At 46.1% G+C, this 25,987-nt stretch carries 22 protein-coding genes; 11 read left to right on the top strand and 11 right to left on the bottom strand.

What is annotated here, in order from left to right:
• Window positions 1-225: 225 nt before the first annotated feature.
• Window positions 226-2,511 carry a GH92 family glycosyl hydrolase gene (locus AAE02nite_RS20705; protein WP_146902493.1) on the bottom strand — a complete coding sequence of 762 codons (2,286 nt, stop codon included), beginning with the start codon at window positions 2,509-2,511 and terminating at the stop codon, window positions 226-228.
• A gap of 280 nt (window positions 2,512-2,791) precedes the next feature.
• On the opposite strand from AAE02nite_RS20705, the gene AAE02nite_RS20700 reads away from it, so the two are divergent.
• Both AAE02nite_RS20700 and AAE02nite_RS20695 read left to right on the top strand, forming a co-directional pair.
• On the top strand, window positions 2,792-4,627 hold the full coding sequence (locus AAE02nite_RS20700; protein WP_146902490.1) for a carbamoyltransferase family protein: 1,836 nt from the start codon (window positions 2,792-2,794) through the stop codon (window positions 4,625-4,627).
• Between the two features lie 51 nt (window positions 4,628-4,678).
• On the top strand, window positions 4,679-5,056 hold the full coding sequence (locus tag AAE02nite_RS20695; RefSeq protein WP_146902488.1) for an SxtJ family membrane protein: 378 nt from the start codon (window positions 4,679-4,681) through the stop codon (window positions 5,054-5,056).
• Window positions 5,057-5,059: 3 nt separating this feature from the next.
• Here the strand turns inward: AAE02nite_RS20695 and AAE02nite_RS20690 are convergent, their stop codons facing one another.
• Both AAE02nite_RS20690 and AAE02nite_RS26400 read right to left on the bottom strand, forming a co-directional pair.
• Window positions 5,060-5,866, bottom strand: a complete 807-nt coding sequence (locus AAE02nite_RS20690) for a DUF72 domain-containing protein (protein WP_146902485.1) — start codon at window positions 5,864-5,866, stop codon at window positions 5,060-5,062.
• A gap of 56 nt (window positions 5,867-5,922) precedes the next feature.
• Window positions 5,923-6,093 carry a hypothetical protein gene (locus AAE02nite_RS26400; RefSeq protein WP_170252656.1) on the bottom strand — a complete coding sequence of 57 codons (171 nt, stop codon included), beginning with the start codon at window positions 6,091-6,093 and terminating at the stop codon, window positions 5,923-5,925.
• A gap of 300 nt (window positions 6,094-6,393) precedes the next feature.
• Here AAE02nite_RS26400 and AAE02nite_RS20685 point away from each other — a divergent pair, with 300 nt between their 5' ends.
• From AAE02nite_RS20685 to meaB, 3 genes are all read left to right on the top strand, one after another.
• Complete coding sequence (locus AAE02nite_RS20685; protein ID WP_146902482.1) at window positions 6,394-7,218, top strand: LexA family transcriptional regulator; 825 nt, start codon at window positions 6,394-6,396, stop codon at window positions 7,216-7,218.
• Between the two features lie 316 nt (window positions 7,219-7,534).
• Window positions 7,535-9,385: a methylmalonyl-CoA mutase family protein gene (locus AAE02nite_RS20680; protein WP_146902480.1), complete on the top strand. Its 1,851-nt coding sequence runs from the start codon at window positions 7,535-7,537 to the stop codon at window positions 9,383-9,385.
• A 267-nt stretch (window positions 9,386-9,652) separates the two neighbouring features.
• A complete protein-coding gene (gene meaB / locus AAE02nite_RS20675) occupies window positions 9,653-10,633 on the top strand; it encodes a methylmalonyl Co-A mutase-associated GTPase MeaB (protein ID WP_146902477.1) in 981 nt (326 codons plus the stop codon).
• Window positions 10,634-10,859: 226 nt separating this feature from the next.
• Here meaB and folB read toward each other — a convergent pair whose 3' ends face one another.
• The 3 genes from folB to AAE02nite_RS20660 are packed head-to-tail and all read right to left on the bottom strand — an operon-like array spanning window position 10,860 to window position 13,151.
• Entirely contained in the window at window positions 10,860-11,225 is a 366-nt protein-coding gene (folB, locus tag AAE02nite_RS20670; protein WP_146902474.1) for a dihydroneopterin aldolase, read from the bottom strand.
• Between the two features lie 7 nt (window positions 11,226-11,232).
• Window positions 11,233-12,222, bottom strand: a complete 990-nt coding sequence (locus AAE02nite_RS20665; RefSeq protein ID WP_146902471.1) for a DivIVA domain-containing protein — start codon at window positions 12,220-12,222, stop codon at window positions 11,233-11,235.
• A gap of 8 nt (window positions 12,223-12,230) precedes the next feature.
• A complete protein-coding gene (locus tag AAE02nite_RS20660; RefSeq protein WP_146902468.1) occupies window positions 12,231-13,151 on the bottom strand; it encodes a WD40 repeat domain-containing protein in 921 nt (306 codons plus the stop codon).
• Window positions 13,152-13,282: 131 nt separating this feature from the next.
• On the opposite strand from AAE02nite_RS20660, the gene AAE02nite_RS20655 reads away from it, so the two are divergent.
• On the top strand, window positions 13,283-13,939 hold the full coding sequence (locus AAE02nite_RS20655; protein WP_146902465.1) for a 4'-phosphopantetheinyl transferase family protein: 657 nt from the start codon (window positions 13,283-13,285) through the stop codon (window positions 13,937-13,939).
• 4 nt (window positions 13,940-13,943) lie between these two features.
• Complete coding sequence (locus AAE02nite_RS20650; RefSeq protein WP_146902462.1) at window positions 13,944-14,498, top strand: thioredoxin domain-containing protein; 555 nt, start codon at window positions 13,944-13,946, stop codon at window positions 14,496-14,498.
• Window positions 14,499-14,579: 81 nt separating this feature from the next.
• Here AAE02nite_RS20650 and AAE02nite_RS20645 read toward each other — a convergent pair whose 3' ends face one another.
• The 4 genes from AAE02nite_RS20645 to AAE02nite_RS20630 all read right to left on the bottom strand — a co-directional run bounded on the left by AAE02nite_RS20645 (window position 14,580) and on the right by AAE02nite_RS20630 (window position 19,262).
• Window positions 14,580-15,461, bottom strand: coding sequence for a transglutaminase-like domain-containing protein (locus AAE02nite_RS20645; protein WP_146902459.1), 882 nt, complete (start codon window positions 15,459-15,461; stop codon window positions 14,580-14,582).
• A gap of 193 nt (window positions 15,462-15,654) precedes the next feature.
• The gene (locus AAE02nite_RS20640) at window positions 15,655-17,283 is read right to left on the bottom strand and encodes an acyl-CoA carboxylase subunit beta (RefSeq protein WP_146902456.1); all 1,629 of its coding nucleotides are present in this window, start codon (window positions 17,281-17,283) and stop codon (window positions 15,655-15,657) included.
• A gap of 180 nt (window positions 17,284-17,463) precedes the next feature.
• The gene (locus AAE02nite_RS20635; protein ID WP_146902453.1) at window positions 17,464-18,489 is read right to left on the bottom strand and encodes an MlaD family protein; all 1,026 of its coding nucleotides are present in this window, start codon (window positions 18,487-18,489) and stop codon (window positions 17,464-17,466) included.
• 20 nt (window positions 18,490-18,509) lie between these two features.
• Window positions 18,510-19,262, bottom strand: coding sequence for an N-acetylmuramoyl-L-alanine amidase family protein (locus AAE02nite_RS20630; RefSeq protein WP_246151206.1), 753 nt, complete (start codon window positions 19,260-19,262; stop codon window positions 18,510-18,512).
• Between the two features lie 61 nt (window positions 19,263-19,323).
• Here AAE02nite_RS20630 and AAE02nite_RS20625 point away from each other — a divergent pair, with 61 nt between their 5' ends.
• On the top strand, window positions 19,324-22,005 hold the full coding sequence (locus AAE02nite_RS20625; RefSeq protein ID WP_146902447.1) for a putative LPS assembly protein LptD: 2,682 nt from the start codon (window positions 19,324-19,326) through the stop codon (window positions 22,003-22,005).
• A 172-nt stretch (window positions 22,006-22,177) separates the two neighbouring features.
• Here the strand turns inward: AAE02nite_RS20625 and AAE02nite_RS20620 are convergent, their stop codons facing one another.
• Entirely contained in the window at window positions 22,178-23,134 is a 957-nt protein-coding gene (locus AAE02nite_RS20620) for a hypothetical protein (RefSeq protein WP_218033532.1), read from the bottom strand.
• A 238-nt stretch (window positions 23,135-23,372) separates the two neighbouring features.
• On the opposite strand from AAE02nite_RS20620, the gene panB reads away from it, so the two are divergent.
• The 3 genes from panB (at window position 23,373) to AAE02nite_RS20605 (ending at window position 25,887) form a co-directional block, all read left to right on the top strand.
• Window positions 23,373-24,191, top strand: coding sequence for a 3-methyl-2-oxobutanoate hydroxymethyltransferase (panB, locus tag AAE02nite_RS20615; RefSeq protein WP_146902443.1), 819 nt, complete (start codon window positions 23,373-23,375; stop codon window positions 24,189-24,191).
• Window positions 24,192-24,272: 81 nt separating this feature from the next.
• Window positions 24,273-24,986 (top strand): RluA family pseudouridine synthase, encoded by a 714-nt coding sequence (locus AAE02nite_RS20610; protein ID WP_146902440.1) that lies wholly within the window; start codon window positions 24,273-24,275, stop codon window positions 24,984-24,986.
• 166 nt (window positions 24,987-25,152) lie between these two features.
• Window positions 25,153-25,887: an acyl-CoA desaturase gene (locus tag AAE02nite_RS20605; RefSeq protein WP_146902436.1), complete on the top strand. Its 735-nt coding sequence runs from the start codon at window positions 25,153-25,155 to the stop codon at window positions 25,885-25,887.
• The last annotated feature ends 100 nt before the right edge of the window (window positions 25,888-25,987 follow it).

The raw sequence follows: 25,987 nt of genomic DNA, 5'->3' as shown, positions 1-25,987 counted from the left end.
ACTAGGTAGAAAAACAATTTTTGAGAATAAACCAGATTATTAAAAGCTAAAAAAAAAGCGCCAGCAATTATGCCGGCGCTATTTTCTGCAACTAATACTAAAAGAGCTTACTGAACCGGTGTTCAATTACTCCATTCGGGTTGTTCATATTGCTTTATAACAAGAATATTCTTAATAATGTTGAGCGAATAATACCTCCTACTCCACACGATTTCTTTACAATAATTATTTCCGGGTTGCTTTCGAAAAAGAATAAGGAAAATCTTCGGTTTTGGTACCCCGTTGGGTATTGGGAGTTGCCGTCATATCGAAGTTCAACACCGCTCCTTTAATTAATTCTGCGTGGCTTAGCCAGTTTTTGGTGTATGGCTTACCATTCAGGGTTAGGTTATTAATATATTTGTTTTCAGGATTGTTAGCCGGGGCATTAATTTCTATTTTTTTACCATTTTCCAGATGCAGGCTAATTTTCTTAAATAAGGGCGCTCCCATTACATACTGGTCGGTGGCGGGACAAACCGGGTAAAAGCCCATGGCCGAGAAAACGTACCAGGCGGAGGTTTGTCCGTTATCCTCGTCGCCGATGTAGCCATCCGGATTGGGCGTGTACATGCGGTTCATGGTTTCGCGCACCCAATATTGGGCTTTCCAGGGCGCGCCGGCGTAGTTGTACAAATAAATCATGTGCTGAATAGGCTGGTTACCGTGGGCGTACTGGCCCATGTTGGCAATTTGCATCTCGCGTATCTCGTGAATAACTGCCCGGTAATAACTTTCGTCGTAAATAGGCGGCAGCGCAAATACGGTATCGAGCTTGGCTACAAACTGTTTTTTACCGCCCATCAGGTTAATCAGGCCCTGCACATCGTGAAAAACCGACCAGGTATAATGCCAGCTATTGCCTTCGGTAAACGCATCGCCCCATTTAAACGGGTTAAACGGCGCCTGAAATTTGCCGTTCTGGTTTTTGCCGCGCATCAGGCCGGTTTCGGGGTCGAACAGGTTGCGGTAGTTCTGGCTGCGCTTGGCAAACAGGTTTATTTCTTTTTTAGGCCGGTTAAGGGCTTTGGCTAACTGGTAAATAGCAAAATCGGCGTAGGCATATTCCAACGTACGGGCGGCATTTTCGTTAATTTTTACATCGTAAGGCACATAGCCCAGCTCATTGTAATATTTTACACCAGCCCGGCCCACGGCGGTTAGCGGACCTTCGTTCTGGGTGTTCTTCAGCACCGCTTCGTACAAAGTTTTAATATCTTGTCCGCGTACACCTTTGAGGTAAGCATCCGCCACAATCGAAGCTGAATTAGAACCAATCATGACGTTGCGCAAGCCCGGACTAGCCCACTCGGGCAGCCAGCCACCTTCTTTGTACGCGTTGGCTAAACCTTCCTGAATCTGGGCATTTAAACTGGGATACATCAGGTTCAGGAAAGGAAACAAAGCCCGGAAAGTATCCCAGAAACCAGTGTCGGTGAACATATAACCCGGCCGCACCTCGCCGTTATACGGGCTGTAATGCATTACTTTGCCGTTGGCATCTATCTCGTAAAACTTACGCGGGAATAATAACGAACGGTATAAACAAGAGTAGAAAGTACGCATCTGGTCTACAGTACCACCTTCAGCCGAAACCCGGCTTAATTCTTTGTTCCAGGCCGCTTTGCCTTTGTTTTTCACCGTTTCAAAATCGTCGTTGCCAATTTCTTTCAGGTTTAGTTCGGCCTGTTCGGGACTGATAAAAGAAGAAGCCACCCGTACGTTTACTCTTTCGCCGCGCTTGGTCTTGAAACCAATAATGGCGCCAGCGTGGTTTTCTTTTGCCTCCAGGTTATTTTGTAAGGAGGTGTTGTGCCAGGTAGCGTTATAGGTAAAAGGCTTATCAAAAATAAGCACGAAGTAGTTCTTGAAATTATCTGGCACGCCGCCGCTGTTTTTGGTGGTATAGCCAATAATTTTATTTTCTGCCGGAATAATTTTTACGTAAGAACCTTTATCAAAAGCATCTACCACCACAAAGGCACTGTCGGTTTGCGGGAAAGTAAACCGGAAACGGGCAGCCCGTTCGGTGGGCGCTATTTCGGTGGTAATATTATGGTCGGCGAGGTAAACGCTGTAATAATAGGGCTTAACAATTTCAGATTTATGCGAAAACCAACTGGCCCGCTCATCTTCTTTAAACCGCACTTTGCCTGTCAGGGGCATTATGGAAAACTGGCCGTAGTCGTTCATCCAGGGGCTGGGCTGGTGCGTTTGTTTAAAGCCCCGGATTTTATCGGCGCTGTAAGTATAAATCCAGCCATCACCCATTTTGCCGGTTTGCGGCACCCAGAAATTCATGCCCCAGGGCAATGCAATGGCCGGATACGTATTACCATTAGATAAACTGTGTTTTGAATCGGTGCCGACCAGCGGGTTAACCCACTCTACCGGATCGGTTACTTTTTCTACCAGTTGCGCCTGGGCGCTCATCCAACCAAAAAAACATACGATGAAAAAAATCCGCTTCATTTACTATTTTATGCTAGGTTAATTAAATACAGAAACCTTTAAATATGCCGGGACAGCCTTACTGCGCCCGGGCAAAGCTCCGGAATAATGGTTAAAACTACCGAAAATAGAGGCAAATCTAAGCAACGCCCTTATAATATTTCCGCTGGAATAGATTCGCAATACGGCTGTCCGGGATTAAATTCTTATTATTAAACTTCTTCCGGAGCCCGTTTACCGGCTGGCAAAGGTATTCTGCTACTTTAGGCAAAACAGTTTATCTTGCGCGATTAACATAACCATGAATATAATAGGAATATCGGCTTTTCACCACGATTCGGCAGCGGCGCTACTACAGCAAGGGCAAATTATTGCCGCGGCCCAGGAAGAGCGGTTTACCCGGCGCCAGCACGATTCCGGTTTTCCGGTAAATGCCTTAAAATATTGCCTGAACGAAGCGAACCTGCAACTGAAAGACATAGAGGCGGTGGCTTTTTACAATAAGCCATACCGCAAATTAGAGCGCCTGCTGAAAACCTATTATACATTTGCGCCTTTTGGTTGGCAATCATTTCTCAGGGGTATGCCCGGGTGGTTAAAAGAAAAATTATTTCTGCAGAAATTATTACGAAAAGAATTAAGCAAAATAGATCCGGAAGCTGCCCGTAAGGTAAAAATATTGTTCCCGGAGCAACATCTTTCCCAAGCGGCCGGCGCTTTTTACCCGTCCGGCTTGGCCGAAGCCGCTATCCTGACCGTAGACAGTGTGGGCGAATGGGCCACAACTTCACTGGCGCACGGGCGGGGCAAAGAAATTACGGTACTCCAGGAATTGCACTTTCCGCATTCGGTGGGTCTGCTGTATGCAGCCATTACCGATTACCTGGGTTTTAAAGTAAATGCCGGCGAAGCAGGGGTAATGAATTTGGCGGCTTACGGTAACCCGCAGGCCGAAAATACCAAAAATTATATCCGGCTGATTAAAAGAACGCTGGTACAGGCGCAGGAAGACGGCTCCATCTGGCTTAATCAGAAATATTTCAGTTATGCTACCGGCCGGAAAATACTACCGGATGCGAAATGGCAAAATCTGTTTGGCTTCCCGCGCCGGCTGCCTGCCGCCGAACTGGAGCAAAAACACTGCGACCTGGCTTTGGCTATTCAAACGGTAACTGAAGAAATAATGCTGAAACTAGCCCGGGAAGTGAAGAAACTAACAGGAGCTACCGATTTATGCCTGGCTGGCGGTGTAGCTATGAATAGTGCTGCGAATGGCAAATTGCAAAACAGCAGTTTGTTCCGGCATATTTTTATTCAGCCGGCCGCCAGCGATGCGGGGGGAGCAATTGGCGCTGCTTTGGCTGCACACTACCTGTTTTTTAACCAGGAACGAATAATTACCCCCGGAATGGATGCCCTGCAGGGCGCATACCTTGGCCCGGCTTTCCCGGCCTGGACGGTAGCCGAAATGATTAGAAAATACGGTGCCGTAGCCGATATATTAAACGAAGATGATTTAACTACCCGCACCGCCGCTTTACTGGCTGCCGGGAATATTATTGGGTGGTTTCAGGGGCGGATGGAGTTTGGTTTGCAGGCTTTAGGTAACCGGAGCATGCTGGCCGATCCGCGTAACCCCGACATGCAGAAGAAACTAAACCTAAATATTAAATTCCGCGAAAGCTTCCGGCCATTTGCCGTAGCCGTTTTGGCCGAAGATGCGTCGCAATATTTTCATTTAACCGCGCCATCGCCGTACAGGCTGCTAACGCAAACTCTTAAACCTACGCTGCGCCGCCCTTTACCCAAAAAATTCCACCTACTGTCCTTAGCCGAAAAATTAAATGGGCAGTACTCTATTTTCCCCGTTATTACCCACGCTAATTTTTCGGCCTGCATCCAAACCGTGCACCCCGAAACAAACCCGCTGTTTCGGCAACTTTTACAGGCTTTCAAAAAGCTAACCGGCTATGGCTTGCTGGTAAACACCAGTTTTAGAGGGCCTAACGAACCAATGGTAGGTACGCCCGCGGAGGCCTATGCTTGTTTTATGCGCACCCCAATGGATTACCTGGTGATTGGGGACTATCTGTTCACGAAAGCCCAGCAACCACCCTGGCCCGAAAAACCAGATTAACAAACCCTAACCAGAAAACCGGTTCGTCAGATTTGGAGTAAAAGACCTTGCATGAATAATATTCCGATAGCGCGTGAAAAGAAGCTGGAAACCGTGTTGGTACTGGTAGTAGGCCTGCTGGTATTTCATGTCCTGTTTAAACACGAAGGTTTTTTATTGGCCGCGCAAATAATGGGTGCTTTGTGCATTTTGTCGGAACATGTGCTTACACTAATAACCTGGACCTGGCTTAAACTTACTTTAGCTTTAGGTTTCATCGGCAGTATTTTGCTGCTCACGCTTCTTTTCTTCCTGGTTATCTGCCCCATCGCTTTTGTATACCGGCTTAAAAACAAAGACCCGCTGCAACTGAAGAAGAACCCTTCCGGTTCTTATTTTACCGTCCGCAATCACACCTACAACGCCAAAGATTTGGAGAAGATGTGGTAAAACCTACATATTTTGCATCAATTCCTGCAAAGTTTTCGCATTTTGGATGGCGCTGCCGAACATGGTATTATTAAAAAAAACCCAAACTTCCTTCCCATCCAGCAGCCAATCGTTAATCATAAAAGCATACCGTTCCAGCTGTTCATCAGTATAAAGTGAAGAATACAAGCGCTCATCGCCGTGCAGTCGCAGGTATACCGTTTCATTGGTGGTGGTTTCGAGGTAAGGCCAGCGCTTGCCGGCACTGGCAATTACATAGGTAATATCGTAATCGCGAAGTAAATCCAGGGCCTCTTCGGTTTGCCAGGATTTATGCCTGGTTTCCAGCGCAAATTTTGTATCCGGATATTTCTCCCGCAGGGTCCGGTAAAAACCTTCGGCTACAGGCCGCTCAAACCGGAAGCTACTGGCAATCTGAATCAACAGCGGCCCCAACCGCTCGCCCATTAATAAATACCGGCTCATAAACTTATCGAGTGGCTCGTCAATGTCTTCAAACTTGCGCTTGTGGGTTATTTCCTGGTTTAGCTTGGCGCAGAATTTAAAAGTAGGCGGAGTTTCGGCCAACCACTTTTCGATGGTTTTGGCCATGGTAAAATGGTAAAAGCTACTGTTAACTTCGGTGCAATTAAAATGCCCGGCGTAAAACGATAAATATTCGGCCGATTTGAGTTCTTCCGGATAAAATAAGCCTTTCCAGCGATAGCTCCAGCCAGAGGTGCCAATATATAAATTAGGAGTCGTCATGGCATCACCTACGAAAAACTTCTTTAAACGGACGAATACCTTTTGTTTAAAGCCGACCGGCATATTATCCGGCCGGCTTCAGGCATACACTCAACTGTTTGATTGCTCGTAAAAAATATTCATTCAGTCTCCTGTTTTTTACTGCTTGCCGATTTTAACAAACCTACGGCCAAAGCCGCAAATATGCTATGTTCGGTATGGATGCCCCGCCAGATCACATCTATACCTATCACCAGTAAAATAAAAAGAGCAGCACCGGTGGTCCAGGGGTTTTCTCTAAATTGTTTCATTGTTTTAGCTTTACTTTTAAGTGATAAAATTATTTTTTGTTGGGCTGTTGTGCCTGGTAGGTTCTTGCTCCCATCTGTTAAGCCGGTTGCTGCTAACTGCTGGCGCCTGGTTTAAATCGCTACCTGAAATTAGGCTCCGGAAATAAATACAGATGAAGTTACTACCCTACTAAGCTGTTTTTCTTTCTTATACATTTTCCGTATCATTGTATTATCACGTATATATACGTGCAATTACCATTAAAAGGCTATCAATTGCAATAAAAATTCGTGCAATTACCTAAATAATTCTTTAAGCAATTGAAAGAGAGGCTGCTAAAATTAATTGATGCGTTGGGTATGAATGTGCTCAGCTTTAGTAAATATATTGGGGTAAGCGATGGTACTACCCGTATGTATACCACCCGCGGGAGTAAACCTGGTTCTGATTACCTGGAGAAAATAATTCTTGCAAATGATAGGATAAATATTGAATGGCTACTGACCGGTCGGGGCGAAATGTTCCGGTCCGATTCCTCGCCCAAACAACCGACCACGGCCTTGGTTAGGTCCAACCAGATTATTCACATCAACCAGGATAACGAAAACGGCATTGTCATCCCGATGATCGATCAGAAAGCTGCCGCCAACTACCTCTCCGGCTATACTTCGCAGCAATATTACAACGAACTGGCCCATACCACCTTGCCGGCTTACATGGCCAAAGGCGGTCTCCATTTTTGGTTGCAGGTAAAAGGCGACAGCATGGAAACCACTTTTTACGACGGAGACTGGCTTTTATGCGAGCAGATTCAGCGGGAAAACTGGCTGGACTTAAAGGACTTTGATGTGCATGTGGTAGTTAGCAACGACCGGGGCGTACAGGTAAAACGTATTAAAAACCGCTTAAAGAAAGGCTTTATCCGGTGTCGCTCCGATAACCGGGCCCACAAACCTTATTCCCTACCCTACGACGATATTTTAGAAATCTGGCGCGTGAAATGGTACCTATCTAACTACATGCCTAACCGGAACGAAGATTTGTTTAATAAAGTAGACGTAATAGAGGAAAACGTAGAGGATTTGCGGGTGTTAACCGAAAGCTTAATGAGACAGGTGCAGGATCTGCAAAAGCAGAAAAAATAAGCATTGTTCCCTTTTCCTATTTCTTAATATTAGTAGCAGTTAGGTATTTTATAAATTGAATGGAACCGCTCCCTGGCAGTGTGTTGTCACCAGTAAGCAGTCTGGCAGAAATTTCAGAATGGGCAATGATAACGCCAATAGCGCCAAATGCTGCTCGAATCAGAAATACTGCACAGTCTAATTGTATTATCCTGCCTTTCTTTGCCGGTAACGTGCTGATTGCTGCTGTTTAAGCCTGAAATATTACGATAGGATTGATTGATTAACTAAAGTAGGCCCAAAACGTTTACCTTTACCGTAACCAGTACCAAAACGCATGGAGCAAAAAAATATCTGGCCTTCTCTTTTAAGCGACTTCCCGGCTGTTTCGGCTGCAGCCTGGGCCGAAAAAACAGAGAAAGATTTAAAAGGAATCGATCCCGCGACGCTCAACTGGATTACCGACGAAGGCATAACGGTTAAGCCCTTTTATACCACCGAAGACCTGGCAGCCATACCGCAATCAGAAACTTTGCCGGGCAAATTCCCTTATATCCGCGGCCATAAAACAGATACCAATCATTGGCAAAATCTGCAGGAATTTGTGGTTACCCAGGATAGCCGATCCGCCGTTGATAAAGCGGTGCTCGCCCTGGCAGGTGGGGCCAACGGTATTCATTTTAAACTCCAAAGCGGCCATCATTTTGATTTTGAATATGCCATTACCCACCTGGATATTTTAAAAAATACTTTTTGCTTTTCCACTAATACCCAGCCGGCTAATTTTTTAAAAGAATACTTCGAACACCTGAAAAAAAAAGGTCTTTCGCTGCACGGCCTTAAAGGTTTTTTAAACCAATCGCAGCCGTTGGCACCCGAAACCTGGTCGCTGGAATTTAATCAACTGGAGGAAATAGTAGAACTGACCAAAGATGCCGTGGATTTTTACGGCGTAACGGTTAACGGCGCTATCTTCGGAAACCGCGGGGCCAGCATGGTGCAGGAAATAGCCTTTACTTTAAGTGCGGCCGTTAATTATACCGAGGAACTAACCAAAAGGGGAATTGCGCTTACAACCGTGCTCCGGAACATGCAGTTTCTGGTGAGCACCGGCACCAATTATTTTTTTGAAATAGCTAAATTGCGGGCCCTGCGGTGGTTGTGGGCGGGCATTGTAAAAGCAATAGCGCCGGAACCGGAGTTTGCGGCTTACCTGCGGCTCCACGCCCAAACCACCAGTTGGTCAGCCACTACCTTCGACCCGCACACCAATATATTACGAACTACTACCGAAGCCATGTCGGCTATTATTGGCGGTTGCGATTCGGTTTCGGTGGCACCTTTCGACTCGGCTTTTAACCAGGACAATCCTTTTGCTGAGCGTATCGCCCGTAATATTCCGCTGATTCTGCAGCACGAAGCTTATCTGCACCAGGCCATTGATCCGGCTGCCGGCTCTTATTATCTCGGAACCCTGACCCGCGAACTAGCCGAAAAAGCCTGGATTTTATTCCAAGCTGTTGCACAGCAAGGGGGTTACGCGCAAGCCCTTCAGTCCGGTTTTATTCAAGGACAAATTAATACCACTGCCGAAGAAAAATTCAGAAATATTGCTTCGGGCAAAGAAGTACTGGTGGGCACCAATAAATTTGCGAATAAGCTCGAGAAGATGCCCTTCGACATCGAAGCGCTGCTGCAAAGCCCTTCTTTCGATGCTACCCGGGCCAGTTATCCTTTTGAGGTGATGCGTCTGGCGGCCATGCTGCATTTCCAGAAAAAACAAGCGCGGCCCAAAGCTATTATTGCTATTATTGGCCAGGATATTCAGGAGCATATTCACGCCGCCTTTGCCAAAGAATTTTTCGACTGCGGCGATTTTCAGACCGAAATGCTGCACTTCGATTCGGTAAAAGCTGCCCTGGAAAAATTATTATTTACCGATTGCAAAGTTCTTGTGTTTTCCAGTTCCGATAGCGACTATACCCATTTTTCGAAAAGTTTTGTGGCAGCCCTTAAAAACCACAAGCACCGCCCGGCCCTTATTTTAGCTGCTCCCCCGGAAAACATGAAAGAAGAACTCGAAGAAAACGGTTTCGATGCCCACATTTTCCAGAACTGCAATGCCCTTTCCATCATCGGCCGTATTCAGGAGCGTTTGCTTACGAGTGATCTGCCAAATTTTATTTAAGTAAAAGTGTGCCTTTTACATAAAGTAAAATTTTCTGTGTTACAGGCAGTGAAAAGGATTTGACGAATGCTTTTAAAGTGTCATTTAGGGAATGCGCCGTGGCTTTTGTAAGAAAAGATTCCTTCCCAATAGCAGTTGTGAATTATTTTAAATTTTATTTTTGAAATAGCAGCAATTTAACGCAAATCTAAATCCGGAGTTTTTCCTTAGTCGCCATTAAATCTTTTAAGCCGGCTATTCCGGATATTTAAAACAGAAACAAAACGTGTGGTAAAACGCTTTTACGTTGATCAGTATGTAGACCGGATTCTGGCGGGTGACCGGGTGGTATTAAGCCGGGCCATAACGTTAGTCGAAAGCACATTGCCAGCGGACCAGGACCTGGCCCAGGAAGTAATAAACCGGCTAATACCCCATACGGGAAACTCCGTTAGGGTGGGTATTACCGGTTCGCCAGGGGTTGGTAAAAGCACTTTTATCGAAAGTTTTGGTAATTACCTTATTCAGGAACAAAGTAAGAAAGTAGCGGTTCTGGCCATCGACCCCACGAGCCAGCGCTCAGGCGGCAGTATCCTGGGCGATAAAACCCGCATGGCTACTCTGGCTACGAATCCGGCTGCCTATATTAGGCCTTCGCCGGCCGGTAAGTCGTTGGGCGGCGTTGCCCGTAATACCCGCGAGGCACTCCTGCTCTGCGAAGCAGCCGGTTTTAACGTTATCATTATCGAAACCGTAGGGGTAGGTCAATCCGAAACCGCCGTGCATAGTATGGTAGATTTTTTCCTGTTGTTGCTTTTAGCCGGAGCCGGCGATGCATTGCAGGGTATTAAAAAAGGCATTATGGAAATGGCCGATGGCCTGGCAATAACCAAAGCCGACGGCGATAACCATCAGAAGGCAGAACAAGCCCGCGCCGAATATAAGCATGCGCTCCATTTATTTCCGCCGGCTCCATCGGGGTGGCTCCCACCGGTAGCACTTTGTTCTGCTCTGGAAAATACCGGCTTGGCTGTTATCTGGCAAATGGTTCAGGAATATTTAACCCTAACCCAAAAAAGCGGCTTTTTTACCCGCAAACGCCAGGAACAAAACCTGCATTGGCTGCACCAGGCTATCCGCTACGCCCTGGAAGATCGTTTCTTTTCCCATAAGTTAATCCGGGAGAAACTGCCTGACCTGGAAAAAGCGGTTGCCGAAAGCAAGACATCCCCGTTTAAAGCCGCAACCGATTTGTTAAAGTTATTTTAAATAAATAACCTTAATCGTTTGGCAGCTAAGCAGTTTTACCAAAAAAAATGCTTGGGTGCACAATTAAACCAAATAGGTTGAAGTACCTGTAAAAGATAAAAAGCCCAAGCGGATGCTTGAACCAAGTTACTGATGGAATAGCACAGGTAATATTTAATTTTTGTACAGTGTTACTGCCGACCTATAACAGCCTCTTTAAAAGAAAAATGGTTTAGGCCCGAAGCGCCTAAACCATTTTTCTTTTTTCTTTTAAAGTAACTTTCGCCAGCCGGCAGATGCCGCCCAAGGGAGGGTTAAACTTATAGACGTTAATTTTCACGCCCTTAATCAGCGGAAATCTTTGGTAAATGCGGTCTATTATGCGGTGCCCCAAATGCTCCAGCAAACGCGCTGGTTTGGTCATTTCTTCGAGCACCAGTTTGTAAACCACTTCGTAATTTACCGTTTGGTGCAAATCGTCGGTTTCGGCGGCAGCATGTAAATCGGTGTAGATGTATAAATCTACCCCGTATTTATTCCCAATCTTTTGTTCTTCATCGTAAAAGCCATGAAAAGCAAAAAACTCCATGCCCTCCAGCGCGATTCTTCCCATGCCTTAATTATTCGAAATCGTCGAAGAAAGAACCACCGGCCACTGCTTTTTCTCTAACCGGACGTGGGCTGTTGACGAAGGTGCTGGGCTGCGGTTGGGTATTAGGTGGCTGTATTTCCGGGGTTTCAGGCTGCACCGGCTGAATATCCGGTATAGGCCGTTCAATTCTGTCCGGCTGTATTTCCGGAATATCCGGACGCGGACGCTCAATTTCGGGCGCTGGCACATCCGGCACCGGTGTTGTAGGCGATGGCACTTCCGGTTGAATCGGTTGGATTGGTTGAATAGGTTCGATGGAGGCTACCGGTGGTGCCGGTACTTCTTTTATATTCATCATTTCTTCCGGTGCTTTTTTAGGGGCTTCCACGGGTGCCGGTGTGTTATTAATGGCCGATGGCACATCCTGGAATACCCGGTCTAAATCTTCGCGTTTTACTTTAATATTAGCGGCTTTGGCCAGAATACTCGAAAGGGTTGGCCGCGGCTTGGCTTTGTTTTTTTCTACTTTTTCCAGCGCGTCAGTTGCCAGATTACTCAGGTCGCGCAGTAAATTATCGAGGTAACTTTCCAGGCGTTGGTGCTCTTGCTCCAGCGCTTTTACTTCGTGCTGCATTTCCGTAACGGCTTTGTCCGACTGGCTATAGGCGTCTTCTATAATATTACGGGCTTTTAAACGGGCATCGTTTAGCAGTTGCTCCGATTTTAACTGGGCCTCTCTTACTTGCAAGGTAGCCTCTTTGGTAGCCTGCTCTACCAGGTTATTACCAGTATCTTCGGCAGTTTTTAAGGTGCGGTAAAGCGTTGATTCCACTTCGCGCATTTTCTGCACCTCTTTGGTTGTAGATTCTAATTTAAATCGTAACTCCTTATTCTCATCCTGCAATTTTTCCCATTGCTGCGATAAGGTCAGCAAGAAAGCATTTACTTCGTCTTTATCTAATCCCCTGAAAGCTTTCTCAAAGGTCTTTTGCCGAATTTCTAATGGTGTTATTTTCATACCTCTAACTAAAAATTTATATCCCAAACCGAAATAGTACGATCATCGCTACACGAAACTAACGAATTTACCCGAGCCGGCCAAAATAATTTATTCACCGAAGTGCCATGGCCAGCGTGCCGTGCTTTGTCGATTACCTTTAGCAACCGGAACGTGCGGGCATCCCAAATTTTAACCGATTTATCCATACTGCAAGTCGCAAAATACTGGCCATCAGAACTAAACACAATATTGTTAATAGTAAATAAATGGGCTATATTAGACGCATACTCCTGGTAACTTTGGTTGGTTTGCCACACCTTTAAATGCGCATCGCGGCTGCCACTTAATAAATGCTGGCCATCGGGGCTGTAAACCACGGTAAATACCGAATTGGTATGACCTTCCAGTTCCAGTTTCAGCGCCAGGGTTTCGGCATCTAAAATCCGGATTAAATTATCGCTGTAACCCACGGCCAATTCGTTACGAGCGGCATTTACCGCAATGCTCCTTACACTTTTGGTGCTGTATTGTTTTACCTGTTGCACTTGAAAGTCCTGGCTATCCAGCACCGTCAGGGTGCCATTGGTGGCGCCCACGTATATTTTTTGTAAATGAGAGGCATGGGCAATATCAAAAAATGCACCGCCGCCTAAGGCTATTGATTTTATTATTTTTTTACCGGCTACATCCAGCACCTGTAAGCCATTCTGGTTATGGCCTACCAATAATAATCCGGATTCGGGTAGCCAGCGCAACGCGTACACCGAAGAAGAAACCCGGGCTACCAACTCACCCTGTTCCGGGTTATCCAGGTTCCAGGCCACCACCATGCCATCGCCGCCCGCCGAATAAAAAATGTTGGGTTGGCCGCCCGGCTCCAAGGTATAAACGCAATCCTGGTGGCCGGTTAAAGTGGCCACTTTCTGAACTGTAATGGGACTACCCATAATAATTTAAAGCTTCTGAATATAAAATAACAGATTAAAGGTACGGTATAAACTTAAAAGAAGTGCAATATTTACCCATCCGAAAATATTGCCTCACCGGCAAGGGCTAACCGTTAAAAGTTAAATCCGCTATGGCGTTGCTAAACATCCGGGAAATAAACCCGGCTACTTATTTAGGCTTCTGGGAAATTTCAGAAACTGCGGAAAGCCTGCGGAACGCTTTACAAGACCTGACCAGTTGCCAGTTGGTTATTCCGGAATTTGCCAGCGCCAGCCGGCAAAAACAATGGCTGAGCAGCCGCATTCTGGTTTACACCCTGCTGCAAAATTTTACTGCTGCCTATTTTCCTTTGCAAACCAGTGCGGCCGGTAAGCCAATCTTTCCGGAAGAAAAATACCAGGTTTCTATTACCCACAGCCACACCCTGGTGGGCGTTATACTGGCTAAAGGCCACAAAGTTGGCATAGATATTGAAATTATTAGCCCGAAAGTAATGCGCGTGGTAGATAAGTTTATGTGCGGGCCGGAAATAGAAGACGCTGGCGGCAACTTAGAAAAGACCTTGGTTTATTGGAGCGCCAAAGAAACTTTGTATAAATTGTACAGCAAAAAGAAATTAATTTTTAAAGACCATCTGCTGGTAGAACCTTTTGCCCTCCATAACACAGGCGCTTTGACCACCCTGGTTAAAACACCCGGAACTGAAAATACTTTTACCGTTTATTACGAACACCTGAACGGATACATTTTAACTTATTGCGTAAGCGAGCTAAACGATATAATTTAACATTATGAAATATTTTCTACTCATTTTATTAACGATGGCTACTTCGGGCGCCGTTTTGGCCCAGGAGGGTGGCCCGCAAATTGGCCAGCCGGTAAAAGATTTTACCATTCTGGCTAATTACGGCGATACCAAAGCGGTGGCGGTAGTATTCTTGAACCGGAGTTGCCCCAACTCCCGGCTTTACGAAAACCGGTTAAGCCAACTGGCTAATAGTTATGGCCCTAAAGGCGTAACTTTTTTATTTATTAACCCGGCCATTAGCATGGAAGAAGGCAGCAGCAACACCCCGGCCGGCAACGCTGATTTAAAACTTTTGCCGGATAATGGCCAGAAAATCAGTCAGCAGTTTGGCGCTACCAAAACGCCGGAAGCTTTTGTGCTGCATAATGTAAACGGCAGCTTTATTTTAAAATATAAAGGCGCCATTGATGATAATCCGCAACTGGAAAACTCGGTAAAAGCGCCTTACCTGCGCAATGCCCTGGATGCTGTATTGGCAAATCAAACGGTGGCGGTGCCGGAGAAACGGGCATTAGGCTGTATGATAAAACGGTTTTAAATATTTTAACTGTATACAACGCAAAAGCGGCTGCCGTAAATTACAGCAGCCGCTTTTGCGTTATATACTCCCGAGTTCTAATCAATCATCGTTCTCGGTATTTTCCGAGGCCGGCGGTTCCGGGGTCTCTTCGTCGGTTAAATTGTCGAGCAGTTTATTTACTTCTACTGCTTTTTCGGCTTCATTCATTTTCTCGAAAGATAAAGCCAGGTTCCGCAGTGCGCGTTTTACAATATCCAGGTTAGAACAAGGTTCGTAAAAAATGTCTACCGGGTTCAGGTTTAGCTGCAAAATATAATTATCAATATCGCCTTTCGACAGCATCAGGCCTTTGTTGTACACGTTTATATAAAACTGAAAGTTTTCGTGCTTGTAGGTTAATATAAACAGATTGGGCAAATTAACGCCGTATATGGGCAAGCCTAATTTTTGGGCAATGGTTAAATAAACAACGCAAAGGGTCAGCGGGTTGCCCCGCTTTGTTTCCAGGGCCAGGTGCAACATAGAGTTGGCCGGCGAATGAAAATTTTTAGTATTAGCCGAAAATTTATAAAGCTTAAACAATACGTGGTTCAGGGCCTTAATCTGATCGTACGGGTGCATATCGGTGCGCACGTGCAGCCAGGCCTCGTAGTAAATCTGGTCCAGGGTTTTATTTATATTTTCCAGCGAAGCATCGGGGTACTGGTAGCTGTTTACGAGCCACATACCTTCGGTCAGGTTGGTAGCCCCACTTTCTTTCCAGGCCTTAAATTTATTCGTCAAGCCGTCGTACTGCAGCTTGTGAATAAGTTCTTCAATTTTTTTCTGTACTTCGGGGTTAATGCTCGACTCCCACTCTTCTTCCAGGTACGGAATCATCGGTTCGCCCAACGACACAATTTTCTCCTCCACGTGCGAAGCAATGTGCTCGTCTTCGTCTTCGAGTAAGGAAATTAATGCCTTTATTTCTTTATTTGTCACGTCTTATAAATTATAAATTACAAATTAGAAGTTAGAAAAAGTTAAGCTTTCTAATTTCTGCATAAACCTTAACCAAATCACTTAGCTGGTGCTCTTCCTTAAACCGAATATATTCCTGAATATTTCAGCCTGTACTGTTAGCGGTAAATGAATACAAATTTCCGATTTTTAATTTTTAATTTCTAATTAAATCTCAGGTTTGAATAATGCCTACGTTAAACGGTTTTTCCAGCGGTGCGTGGTTAGCGGCCTGAATGCCCATCGAAATAACTTTGCGGGTTTCCAGCGGATCGATAATACCATCAACCCATAGCCGGGCTGCCGCGTAGTACGGCGACAACTGGGTATTATAGGTTTCGGTAATTTGGGTTAATAACTGATGCTCGGCTCCGGGGGTTATTTCTTCGCCTTTGGCTTTCAGGGAAGCCACTTGGATTTGCAGCAAGGTATTAGCCGCCGCAGCGCCGCTCATTACGGCAATCTGGGCAGTTGGCCAGGCAAATATCAGCCGCGGGTCGTAGGCCTTGCCGCACATGGCATAATTACCCGCGCCGTAAGAGTTGCCGATGATAAAAGTAAATTTAGGTACTACCGAGTTGGCCATGGCATTTACCATTTTGGCGCCGTCTTTTATAATGCCCCCGTGTTCGGCTTTACTACCTACCATAAAACCCGAAACATCCTGCAAAAATATTAAGGGTATTTTTTTCTGGTTGCAGTTCATGATAAACCGGGCCGCTTTGTCCGCAGAATCCGAATAAATAACGCCGCCCATCTGCATTTCGCCTTTTTTGCTCTTCACAATTTTGCGCTGGTTGGCCACAATACCCACGGCCCAGCCATCTACGCGGGCCAGCCCGCAGAGCAGAGTTTTACCGTACAAATCTTTGTAAGGTTCGAACTCCGAATTATCGACCAGCCGTTTAATAATTTCGAGCATGTCGTAAGGCTTCACGCGGTCTTCGGGCAGTAGGCCGTAAATCTCTTCGGGGTTGGCTTGCGGTAGAGCCGGTGCGGTGCGGTTAAAACCCGCTTTGGCGGGCTCGCCCATTTTATCAAAAATATTCCGGATATGGTCCAGGCACTCCTGGTCGGTGCTGAATTTATAATCAGTTACGCCCGATATTTCAGAATGCGTGGTAGCGCCGCCCAACGATTCGTTATCAATGGTTTCGCCGATGGCCGCTTTTACCAGGTAAGAGCCCGCCAGAAATATTGAACCAGTTCCTTCCACAATCATGGCTTCGTCGGACATGATAGGTAAATAAGCCCCACCGGCTACGCAACTGCCCATAATGGCTGAAAGCTGCACAATACCCATCGCCGACATAACGGCGTTGTTCCGGAATATCCGCCCGAAATGTTCTTTATCCGGAAATATTTCGTCTTGCAAAGGCAGATAAACGCCGGCACTATCTACCAGGTAAATAATTGGCAAGCGGTTTTCGATGGAAATTTCCTGGGCCCGCAAATTCTTTTTAGCGGTAATCGGAAACCAGGCACCGGCTTTAACGGTGGCATCGTTGGCCACTACCACGCACTGCCGGCCTTTTACGCAGCCAATGCCCGTAATAACACCGCCCGAAGGGCAACCGCCATGTTCCTGGTACATGCCCTCGCCGGCAAAAGCGCCTATTTCCAGGAACTCCGAATCTGCATCCAATAAATATTTCAGGCGTTCGCGGGCGGTAAGCTTGCCTTTTTCGTGCTGGGCTTTCATGCGGCTTTCACCGCCGCCCAGGCTAACTTTATGTATTTTTTGCCTGAGCTGCGTACACAAAAGTTTTAGCGCGTCTTCGTTCTTATTAAAAGAAATATCCATAGCACTTTTTTTAGCAGAAATATATTTGGTTAGCCGGTTGCCTTTATGGGCTGCTATTTACTAAAGCCAAAAGGAATAAGTACGGAAGCTGTGTATTTTAGCCGCCGTTTCTTAATGGCAGTAGAACAAAAAATCCGCACGAGGCGGATTTTTTGTTAAATACGAATTGGCAGCGGAACGCTACTTCTTTTCAACTTCCTCCACATTGTTGGCCTGCTCCACGTTTGTCGCACTGCGCACTTTGTTAGCCGTTTTTACATTATCGGCTTTTTTAACTTTAGTACCTCCTCCTATTAAAGAAAAATGCACGTAACGTTTCGGATTGGCCTTTAAATCCTGCAACAAGGCATTCAGGCTTTCGGTAGAAGCATTCATGTTGGCGTACAGCGAATCATCGTTCATTAACCGGCCCACCGTGCCATTGCTCTGGGATAAGGTTTCGTTTAATTTAGTAATTCCCGCCTGCGCTTCCTGTAAAGTATTATTTGTATTCCGGATAAGTGCTGCTACCGGGGCATTGCGCAGCGTATCGGTAATTTCGTTCAGGTTAGAGGCCAGCCGGCTAAACTTTTCTTCGGTTTCCCTTAAAGACGTAGTGAGCGCACTAATATTAGCCGTAATGGCATTAACGTTGCGCTGGTTGGCCATCATGGTGGTACGCAGCAGTTCGGTAGTAGCGCTGGTATTGGCAATAATCGATTGAATATTTCGCTTGGCATCAGCATCCAGCAAAGAGTTCAGCCGGACCAGGGTAGAATCTACCTGGCCCAGCACCGGCATGGCTTTTTCGGTGAGCATGGTAGTGATGCTGCGCTCCACGTAGGGTATCAGGGTTTCGCCGCCTTTATACTGCACATTGTTCTTACCCATAAAAAGGGTAATGGCTTTACCACCCAACAAATCGCTGCTGGTTAAGCTGGCAATGGTAGAATCGCCCACCGGAATGCCTTCCTGCACCGTAATACCAACTTTTATCTGGTTGTTATTATCTACCTGCAGCTTCATTTCCTGCACCACGCCTACCCGTATGCCGTTCAGCATTACCGGGCCCGACACGGTTAAACCATCTACATTAGGATAAATAACGTAAAACTTTTTAGTAGAAGTGAAGAAATCAGTTCCTTTCAGGAAACGATATCCAAAAAACAAGGCAGTAATTGCCACAATACCTAGCAGGGCAACTTTTACTTCTTTCGATAATCTCACAAAAACATCAGGGTTAAAGTTTAATTCATGGCTTCCAGTTCTTGTTTGTAATCTTTGAAAGCTTTATATATTCCTGAAGCAATATACGTCTGGTTCGCTTTATCGTTGAGAAATTTTTCCTCGGTGGGGTTGGTTAAAAAGCCGATTTCGATTAAAGAACTCGGCATGGCCGATTTCCAGAGCACCAGAAACCCAGCCTGTTTTACGCCCCGGCTAACCCGGCCCACCTTATTTTTAAAATTATGCTGTACTTTTTGCGCAAAACGCAAGCTGTTATCCATGTAGGCGCTTTGGTACAACGACATCAGGATATGGCTTTGCGGCGAACGGGGATCAAAGCCGTCGTATTTTTTCTCATAATTTTCTTCTTTTAAAATAACAGCGTTTTCGCGGTTGGCTACCTGCAAATTGCTTTCAGATTTGTGCAAACCCATGGTGTAGGTTTCGGTGCCGTAAGCCGCTGCCGGGCCGGCATTGCAATGAATAGAAATAAACAGATCGGCATTATTTTTATTTGCCATACCCGCCCGGTCAATCAGTTCTACAAACGTGTTGGTTTTTCGGGTGTAAATAACCTTTACGTCGGGCATGTTCTCTTCAATTTGCTGACCTAAGGCCAAAGCCACTTTTAAGGCAATATCGGCCTCGCGCGAAATGCGCCCGTTGCAGCCCACATCTTTACCGCCGTGGCCGGCATCAATTACCACCGTACGTACTTTACTGTCGCTTTGGCCAACATTATGGAACCCACTCAGCACGAAGAAAACAACTATAGATAAAGCGCAAACAATATTTTTCACAACATTCGTTTGTTAAGGAGTAATCGTATTAACTTTGCAAAAATATATAAAAAACGGTTTCATTCTGAAAAGATTACCATTCATTTTAAGGATTCTGCTCCTGGGCCAGTTGGTAATATTTTGCAGGCTGGGTGCGCTCGCTCAGAACGCACCTGCGAATACTATTACGCCGCCAGATTCAATTAAAGTAACGCAAGACTCTATCAAAGGTGATATAACCACCACTATCAAATATTCAGCCAAAGACTCTATTGTTTTCCACGTGAACGAGCGGGTGGTAAACATGTACGGTGAAGCTAACATCGATTACGGCGAAATGTCGCTACAAGCGGCTACCACGGCCATTAATTACGAAACCAATATTTTATCGGCCAAAGGGGCGGTAGACACCACGGGTAAGGCGGTTGGCACCCCGGTTTTTAAGCAAGGTTCCGAAATGTATACGGCCAACCAGATGAACTACAACTTTAAAACCAAAAAAGGTAAAATAAGTGGCGTAGTTACCCGGCAGGGCGAAGGTTTTCTGCACGCCGAAACCGTTAAACGCACCTCCGATGAAGCTTTTTACGGGGCAAATGCCCATTATACCACCTGCGATTTACCGCACCCCCACTTTTACATCAATGCTTCTAAAATAAAAGCATTGCCGGGCAAAAAAATATTCTCCGGCCCGTTTAATTTGGTCTTTGCCGATATTCCTACGCCCATCGGGTTTTTATTTGGTTATTTTCCTACGCCTCAGAAACAGCGCAGTACCGGTTCGTCGGGTATTATCTTTCCTACTTTTGGCGAAGCCCGCGAACAAGGCTTTTACCTGCGCAATGGCGGTTATTACTTAGCCTTAAACGAATATATTGGAATAAGTTTACTGGCCGACGTTTATTCTTACGGCAGTTGGGCCGCGCACGTGCAATCTACTTACAACAAACGCTACGCGTACCAGGGCAACTTTAGTATCGATTATAGCGCCACCCGTTTTCCGGATGGCGGTAGTGGGCGTACCGATAATAGTCCGATTGTAGGGCCAAGTCGCTTTCGCCGGGATGAACCCCGCAGCTTTTTTATCCGGTGGTCGCATTCGCCGGCCGCCCGGCCCGGTGGCAAAATGTCGGCCAGTGTGCAGGCGGGTACCAGCTTTTACAACCGGCAAAATTACAGCACGCCCAGCAATAATTTATCGGCTACGTTTAACTCGTCGGTGCAGTACCAGTACGCCAATCCTAACTCGCCGGTAACTTTTACGGCTTCGTTGCTGCACAATCAGAATACACTTACCAAGGTTCATAACTTAACTTTGCCCGAAGCTACCTTTAGTGTAAACCGGCAATATCCGTTTCGGTTGTTCAGTAAGAACGCCGCAGGCGGCAACTTCCTGCAGGATATTTCGGTGGCTTATAATTTAACGGCCCGTAACCAAACGTCGAATTCGCTCCAGAGCGGTACCTTGCCGGGCGTTAATTTAATTGGGGGGGAACAACGCGATACGGTAGTGGCTTTTAACTTCAGCAATCTGCTGCGCAACGCCCAGGTGGGTATGCGGCACTCGTTCCCGATTGCCATGAACAGCATCCGGTTGCTGAAGCATTTTAATTTATCGCCGAGCCTGTATTACAACGCCACCAGCTACCTGAAACAACTGAAGTATACCTATGTAGAGAGCGCCAATGCTGTGCGCATAGATACGCTGAATAGATTTAGCATCGCCAGCGAATACGGTGCCGGCGCCAGCTTATCGACGCGGATTTACGGCATGGCCATTATTAAAGGCAAACGCCTGGAGGCTATCCGGCACCAGATTCAGCCGTCTATTTCGTATAACTACACGCCTAACCTGAGTACCGCCTACGGCCAGTACGTGCAGTTGAGCGATGTGGTAAATAGTACGACCGGCATGGTGCCTTACCAATATTTATCCAGGTACAATGGTTTTATGAATGCGCCATCGGGCTCGGGTTTACAAAGCGCCTTGTATTTTAGCATTCAGAACAACGTAGAAGCCAAAGTAAAAGCCAAAACCGATACGGCCGAGACTTTTGAAAAAGTTAGTCTGATTGATAATTTCAGCTTTACGGGCGGGTATAATTTTGCCGCCGACTCCTTTAAAGTGCAGCCCATTAACGCGCAGTTCCGGACCGTGCTGTTTAAGCGTTTAAATATCTTTACCAGCGCCAACTTAGACCCATACCAGGTAAACGCCGCCGGCCGCCGCATCGATCGCCTCCAGATAAACGAAAGCAGCTTTCGGTTTGCCCGTTTAACCAACGCCAATCTGAACCTGGACATTGACCTGAATCCGGATGTGGTAAAGAGTAAAAAGGAAGCACCCCGCACCAACCGGCCCTCGCTGGAAACAGATGTTAATTTGCAGGAGCAATACATAGACTTTAAAATTCCGTGGACTTTCCGGATAAATTATACCGCCAGTTATTTTGCGCAGGCCAACGGCACCTCTCAAACCACGCAATCGCTGGGCTTCGATGGCTCTCTTAACCTGACGGATAAATGGAAAGTAACCTATAACTCGGGCTACGATTTCCTGAATAAAGCCTTAACCTACACCAGCCTCAATATTCACCGCGATTTGCACTGCTGGGAAATGAGTATCGGCTGGATTCCTTTTGGCGTTTACCAATCTTATTCCATTAATATTAACGCGCGTTCGGCCCTGCTGCGCGACCTGAAACTTAGCCGTAACCGGAGTTGGTATAACCGGTAAGAGCAATTTGTTAAGTTGTAGCTGTTAACTGCTCGAAGTCTTAAATCAAGAAAGCCCCGTCAAAAGCTAATTCGGTACACGAAGCTGCTATTTTGATGGGGCTTTCTTTATTGAATTAACCTAAACGCTTCAAAATATTAGCCAAACTAAACCTAATTAGCGCTTATTCTACTTAAGGCCGGCGAGCAGGCTTTATATTACGACCATAATAAACATCTGCCGGAATATGATGGCCCGCGTACACCCGTTCCAATATTTTGTATAGCGTGGGGTCATAAGCCTTTAAATCGTCCGGCGATTGTACCCGGGTATCTCCATCATAAAATTCGTAGTTCGACCAGAACCACCATTGGCTGCCTTCGGCCCAGTACTCGGCCACCGTGTTAATGGCATATTGTCCTTTGTAGAGGTCTTTAGCTTTAGCCGCTTCGTAGGCAGGTTCAATTTCGGCAAAAAGAGCAGGGTCGGCGGTACGCAGCGCGCCCATAATATTATGGCTGAATTCGTGCACCAGAATATTTTCGCCGTAGTAACGGGTATATGGGTAGCCCAGCAGATTTTCTTCGGCGCAGGAAGTAACCGTTCCGCCCATGCCCCGTGCGCGTTTATTCCAGTACTCCCGGTCGGTCATGCTGGCGATACCACCGGGCTTATCATAATTTTCTCGTTCGGCCGGGGTTAGTCGCTTGTCGTCCCGGGTTGGTTTTTTCCAATCGCTTCGTTCGGGTAAATCGGTTTCCATTTCGGCTTCGGCCATAATCAGTACCCGTGCTTTTCGCGCCATTAAAGCATTCCGAATATCCATCCGCTTTACCAACATATAATTTACAATATCGCGCGCAATGAGCAAGGCACTATCCGGCACTTTCTCCGACGAAATAATCGGAATACCAAAAGCATCGGTATATTTTTTATAGAACGGATGGAAGCCGAACGAAGCCGGCGGCGCCATAATCATGACACCCGCGTAACTCGGTGCTAACCCTCTGGCAGCTTGCATTTGGCTCTGATTAAAAGTAGGCGTAGCCGCTGTTTTTGCGGTGCCGGCCGTAGGCGGCTGGGTACCCGCACAAGCGTAGCACATGATACTCATAATAGAAACAGTGAGTGCATTAATTGCTATCTTCATCTTTTTATGCAATATTTTTCCACAGTTATGCCACGAAACAATCCGGCTAGGAATTAAAAATTAGAAATTAAACCTTAATATTACACCGCTATTAGCCAAGCAGCAGGGCGTTTAATAATAACATTTAATTTTTTAAAATATTAAAGAAAATTTAAGTACCTGATAACTAATATTTCTCCTTTTACCAGTATAACAGGTACGAATAATTTCTAATTTCTAATTCATAATCTCGAAAAGCATGTCTGTACAAAAACGGGACATCAAAATTATTACCACCCACCAACTGCAAGCCATGAAAGAGCGGGGCGAAAAAATATCGATGCTCACGGCTTATGATTACTCCATGGCTTCTATTCTGGATGGCGCCGGCGTGGATGTTTTGCTGGTGGGCGATTCTGCTTCTAACGTGATGGCAGGCCACGAAACCACTTTACCCATCACCCTGGACCAGATGATTTATCATGCTTCTTCGGTGGTGCGCGCGGTAAAACGGGCGTTTGTGGTAGTAGATTTACCTTTTGGCTCTTACCAGGGCAATTCTTCCGAAGCCCTCCGTTCGGCTATCCGGATTATGAAAGAATCGGGCGCCCACGGCGTTAAAATGGAAGGCGGCAGCGAAATAAAAGAATCGGTTATCCGGATATTAAGTGCCGGTGTTCCGGTAATGGGCCATTTGGGGTTAACGCCGCAGTCTATTTATAAATTTGGCACCTATACCGTGCGGGCCAAAGAAGAACAGGAAGCGAATAAATTAGTAGAAGATGCTATGCTGCTGCAGGAAATAGGCTGCTTTTCTATCGTGCTGGAAAAAATACCTTCGGCTTTAGGCCAGAAAGTAGCTTCGTCTTTACAGATTCCCATCATTGGCATTGGTGCCGGGCCTTACGTAGACGGGCAAGTGCTCGTAACCCACGATTTGCTGGGCATTACCAAAGAATTTAAGCCTCGTTTCCTGCGCCGCTACGCTGACCTCCACGAAATAATGACCAGCGCGGTTACCAACTATGTAAACGACGTGAAAACAAAAGATTTTCCACGGGACGAAGAAGCTTATTAATGGCTTACTGCTGATTGTTAATTATTAAAACGCACTTCTAACTGCTGGTGGCTAACCACTAATAGCTACCAGCTAAAACGAATGAAAAATAGTTTTACAATCCAGGACAGGCATGTAGTTTATGAAGACAATCACTTGCTGGTTATAAATAAGCCGGCCGGCATTTTGGTGCAGGGCGATGAAACCGGCGATAAGCCCTTATCGGAGTTAGCCAAAGAATATTTAAAAGAAAAATACAACAAACCCGGCAATGTATTTATGGGTGTGGTACACCGCCTTGACCGGCCGGTAAGCGGCTTGGTTTTACTGGCCAAAACCTCCAAAGCCTTAACCCGGCTGAATGAACTTTTCCGGAACGATAAAATCCGCAAAACTTACCTGGCCATTACGGTCCAAAAACCACCCCGCCCCTCCGACCGGTTGGTACACTGGCTGGTTAAAGACGAGGCCCGCAACGTTACCAAAGCCTTTACTAATAACCAGAAGGGTGGCTTACAATCAGAACTGAGTTACGAACTGCTGGGCCGGGAACAGGAATATTATTTATTGCGGGTAAACCCCGTAACCGGGCGGCCGCACCAGATTCGGGTACAACTGGCCTCGCAAGGCTGCCCGCTCCTCGGCGACCTTAAATACGGCGCCCGGGCGCCGCTTCCGGACAAAAGCATTGGTTTGCACGCGTATCAATTGCAGTTCGAACACCCCATCCAAAAAACTTTAATGCAACTGACTGCCCCTGTGCCCGATACGCCAAACTGGCAACCCTTTCAAAAATTAATAACCGGTTTGGTATAAAGCAAAAGATGATATAAATCAGTTTTACAGATTTTTTAGAGAATACTTGCAACGGTTAAGCCAGTATATAGTAATTTTGTGAACTAAATAACCAAATTGCTGTTTTAATGGCAGCCTTCGGTTGTTTAACCCGGATTATCTAAAATCATCAAAATACTAATTGCTAATGCCTATCCTGATATTTTTTGTTGCCCACTGGTATCTCTCCTTATTTGTACAAACTTTTTACCTGCACCGCTACGCTGCCCACAAAATGTTCACCATGAATAAATTCTGGGAGCGGTTCTTCTTCCTGTTAACTTACATGGCCCAGGGTTCTTCGTTTTTGTCGCCGCGGGCGTATGCCGTTTTACACCGCATGCACCATGCTTTTAGCGATACCGAGCGCGATCCGCATTCGCCGCATTTCTCTAACAATGCGTTTACCATGATGTGGAAAACCAAGGACATTTACAACGATGTACTGAACCGCCGGGTAGAACCGGAAGCACGTTTTGAAGGGAATTATCCGCTTTGGAGTGCAATCGAAAACTTTGGCGATACCTGGATGTCGCGCATTTTGTGGGGAACGGCTTACGTATTGTTTTACATTGCATTTGCTACCCAATGGTGGATGTTTTTGCTGTTACCGATTCACTTCCTGATGGGCCCAATCCACGGCGCTATTGTAAACTGGAGTGGCCACAAATACGGTTACCAGAACTTCGACAACCACGACAAATCGCGCAATTCTTTATTTTTCGATTTTTTAACCGGTGGCGAATTATTCCAGAACAATCACCACAAATTGCCTAACCGGGTAAACTTTGGCGTGAAATGGTGGGAAGTAGATCCTACCTACCCGGTAATCTGGACCCTGGATAAACTCCGGATTATCCGCCTGAAAAAAGTACGGGCTTAAGCTTACAAATAGTTATAAATAAAAAAGTCTCCTGCTTACCAGGAGACTTTTTTATTTATAACCGGGCAGAAAGCAGCATATTTGTTTTCCGAAAAATAAA

It is taken from the genome of Adhaeribacter aerolatus (genome assembly GCF_007991635.1).
Taxonomy (GTDB): Bacteria; Bacteroidota; Bacteroidia; order Cytophagales; family Hymenobacteraceae; genus Adhaeribacter; species Adhaeribacter aerolatus.
This window is presented reverse-complemented; position numbering and strand designations above follow the sequence as displayed.

What these genes read in the sequence shown, in the direction of transcription:
- AAE02nite_RS20705 (WP_146902493.1), bottom strand. Translation starts at nt 2,511, where the DNA reads ATGAAGCGGATTTTTTTCATCGTATGTTTTTTTGGTTGGATGAGCGCC.
- AAE02nite_RS20700 (WP_146902490.1), top strand. Translation starts at nt 2,792, where the DNA reads ATGAATATAATAGGAATATCGGCTTTTCACCACGATTCGGCAGCGGCG.
- AAE02nite_RS20695 (WP_146902488.1), top strand. Translation starts at nt 4,679, where the DNA reads ATGAATAATATTCCGATAGCGCGTGAAAAGAAGCTGGAAACCGTGTTG.
- AAE02nite_RS20690 (WP_146902485.1), bottom strand. Translation starts at nt 5,866, where the DNA reads ATGCCGGTCGGCTTTAAACAAAAGGTATTCGTCCGTTTAAAGAAGTTT.
- AAE02nite_RS26400 (WP_170252656.1), bottom strand. Translation starts at nt 6,093, where the DNA reads ATGAAACAATTTAGAGAAAACCCCTGGACCACCGGTGCTGCTCTTTTT.
- AAE02nite_RS20680 (WP_146902480.1), top strand. Translation starts at nt 7,535, where the DNA reads ATGGAGCAAAAAAATATCTGGCCTTCTCTTTTAAGCGACTTCCCGGCT.
- folB (WP_146902474.1), bottom strand. Translation starts at nt 11,225, where the DNA reads ATGGGAAGAATCGCGCTGGAGGGCATGGAGTTTTTTGCTTTTCATGGC.
- AAE02nite_RS20665 (WP_146902471.1), bottom strand. Translation starts at nt 12,222, where the DNA reads ATGAAAATAACACCATTAGAAATTCGGCAAAAGACCTTTGAGAAAGCT.
- AAE02nite_RS20660 (WP_146902468.1), bottom strand. Translation starts at nt 13,151, where the DNA reads ATGGGTAGTCCCATTACAGTTCAGAAAGTGGCCACTTTAACCGGCCAC.
- AAE02nite_RS20655 (WP_146902465.1), top strand. Translation starts at nt 13,283, where the DNA reads ATGGCGTTGCTAAACATCCGGGAAATAAACCCGGCTACTTATTTAGGC.
- AAE02nite_RS20650 (WP_146902462.1), top strand. Translation starts at nt 13,944, where the DNA reads ATGAAATATTTTCTACTCATTTTATTAACGATGGCTACTTCGGGCGCC.
- AAE02nite_RS20640 (WP_146902456.1), bottom strand. Translation starts at nt 17,283, where the DNA reads ATGGATATTTCTTTTAATAAGAACGAAGACGCGCTAAAACTTTTGTGT.
- AAE02nite_RS20620 (WP_218033532.1), bottom strand. Translation starts at nt 23,134, where the DNA reads ATGAAGATAGCAATTAATGCACTCACTGTTTCTATTATGAGTATCATG.
- panB (WP_146902443.1), top strand. Translation starts at nt 23,373, where the DNA reads ATGTCTGTACAAAAACGGGACATCAAAATTATTACCACCCACCAACTG.
- AAE02nite_RS20610 (WP_146902440.1), top strand. Translation starts at nt 24,273, where the DNA reads ATGAAAAATAGTTTTACAATCCAGGACAGGCATGTAGTTTATGAAGAC.
- AAE02nite_RS20605 (WP_146902436.1), top strand. Translation starts at nt 25,153, where the DNA reads ATGCCTATCCTGATATTTTTTGTTGCCCACTGGTATCTCTCCTTATTT.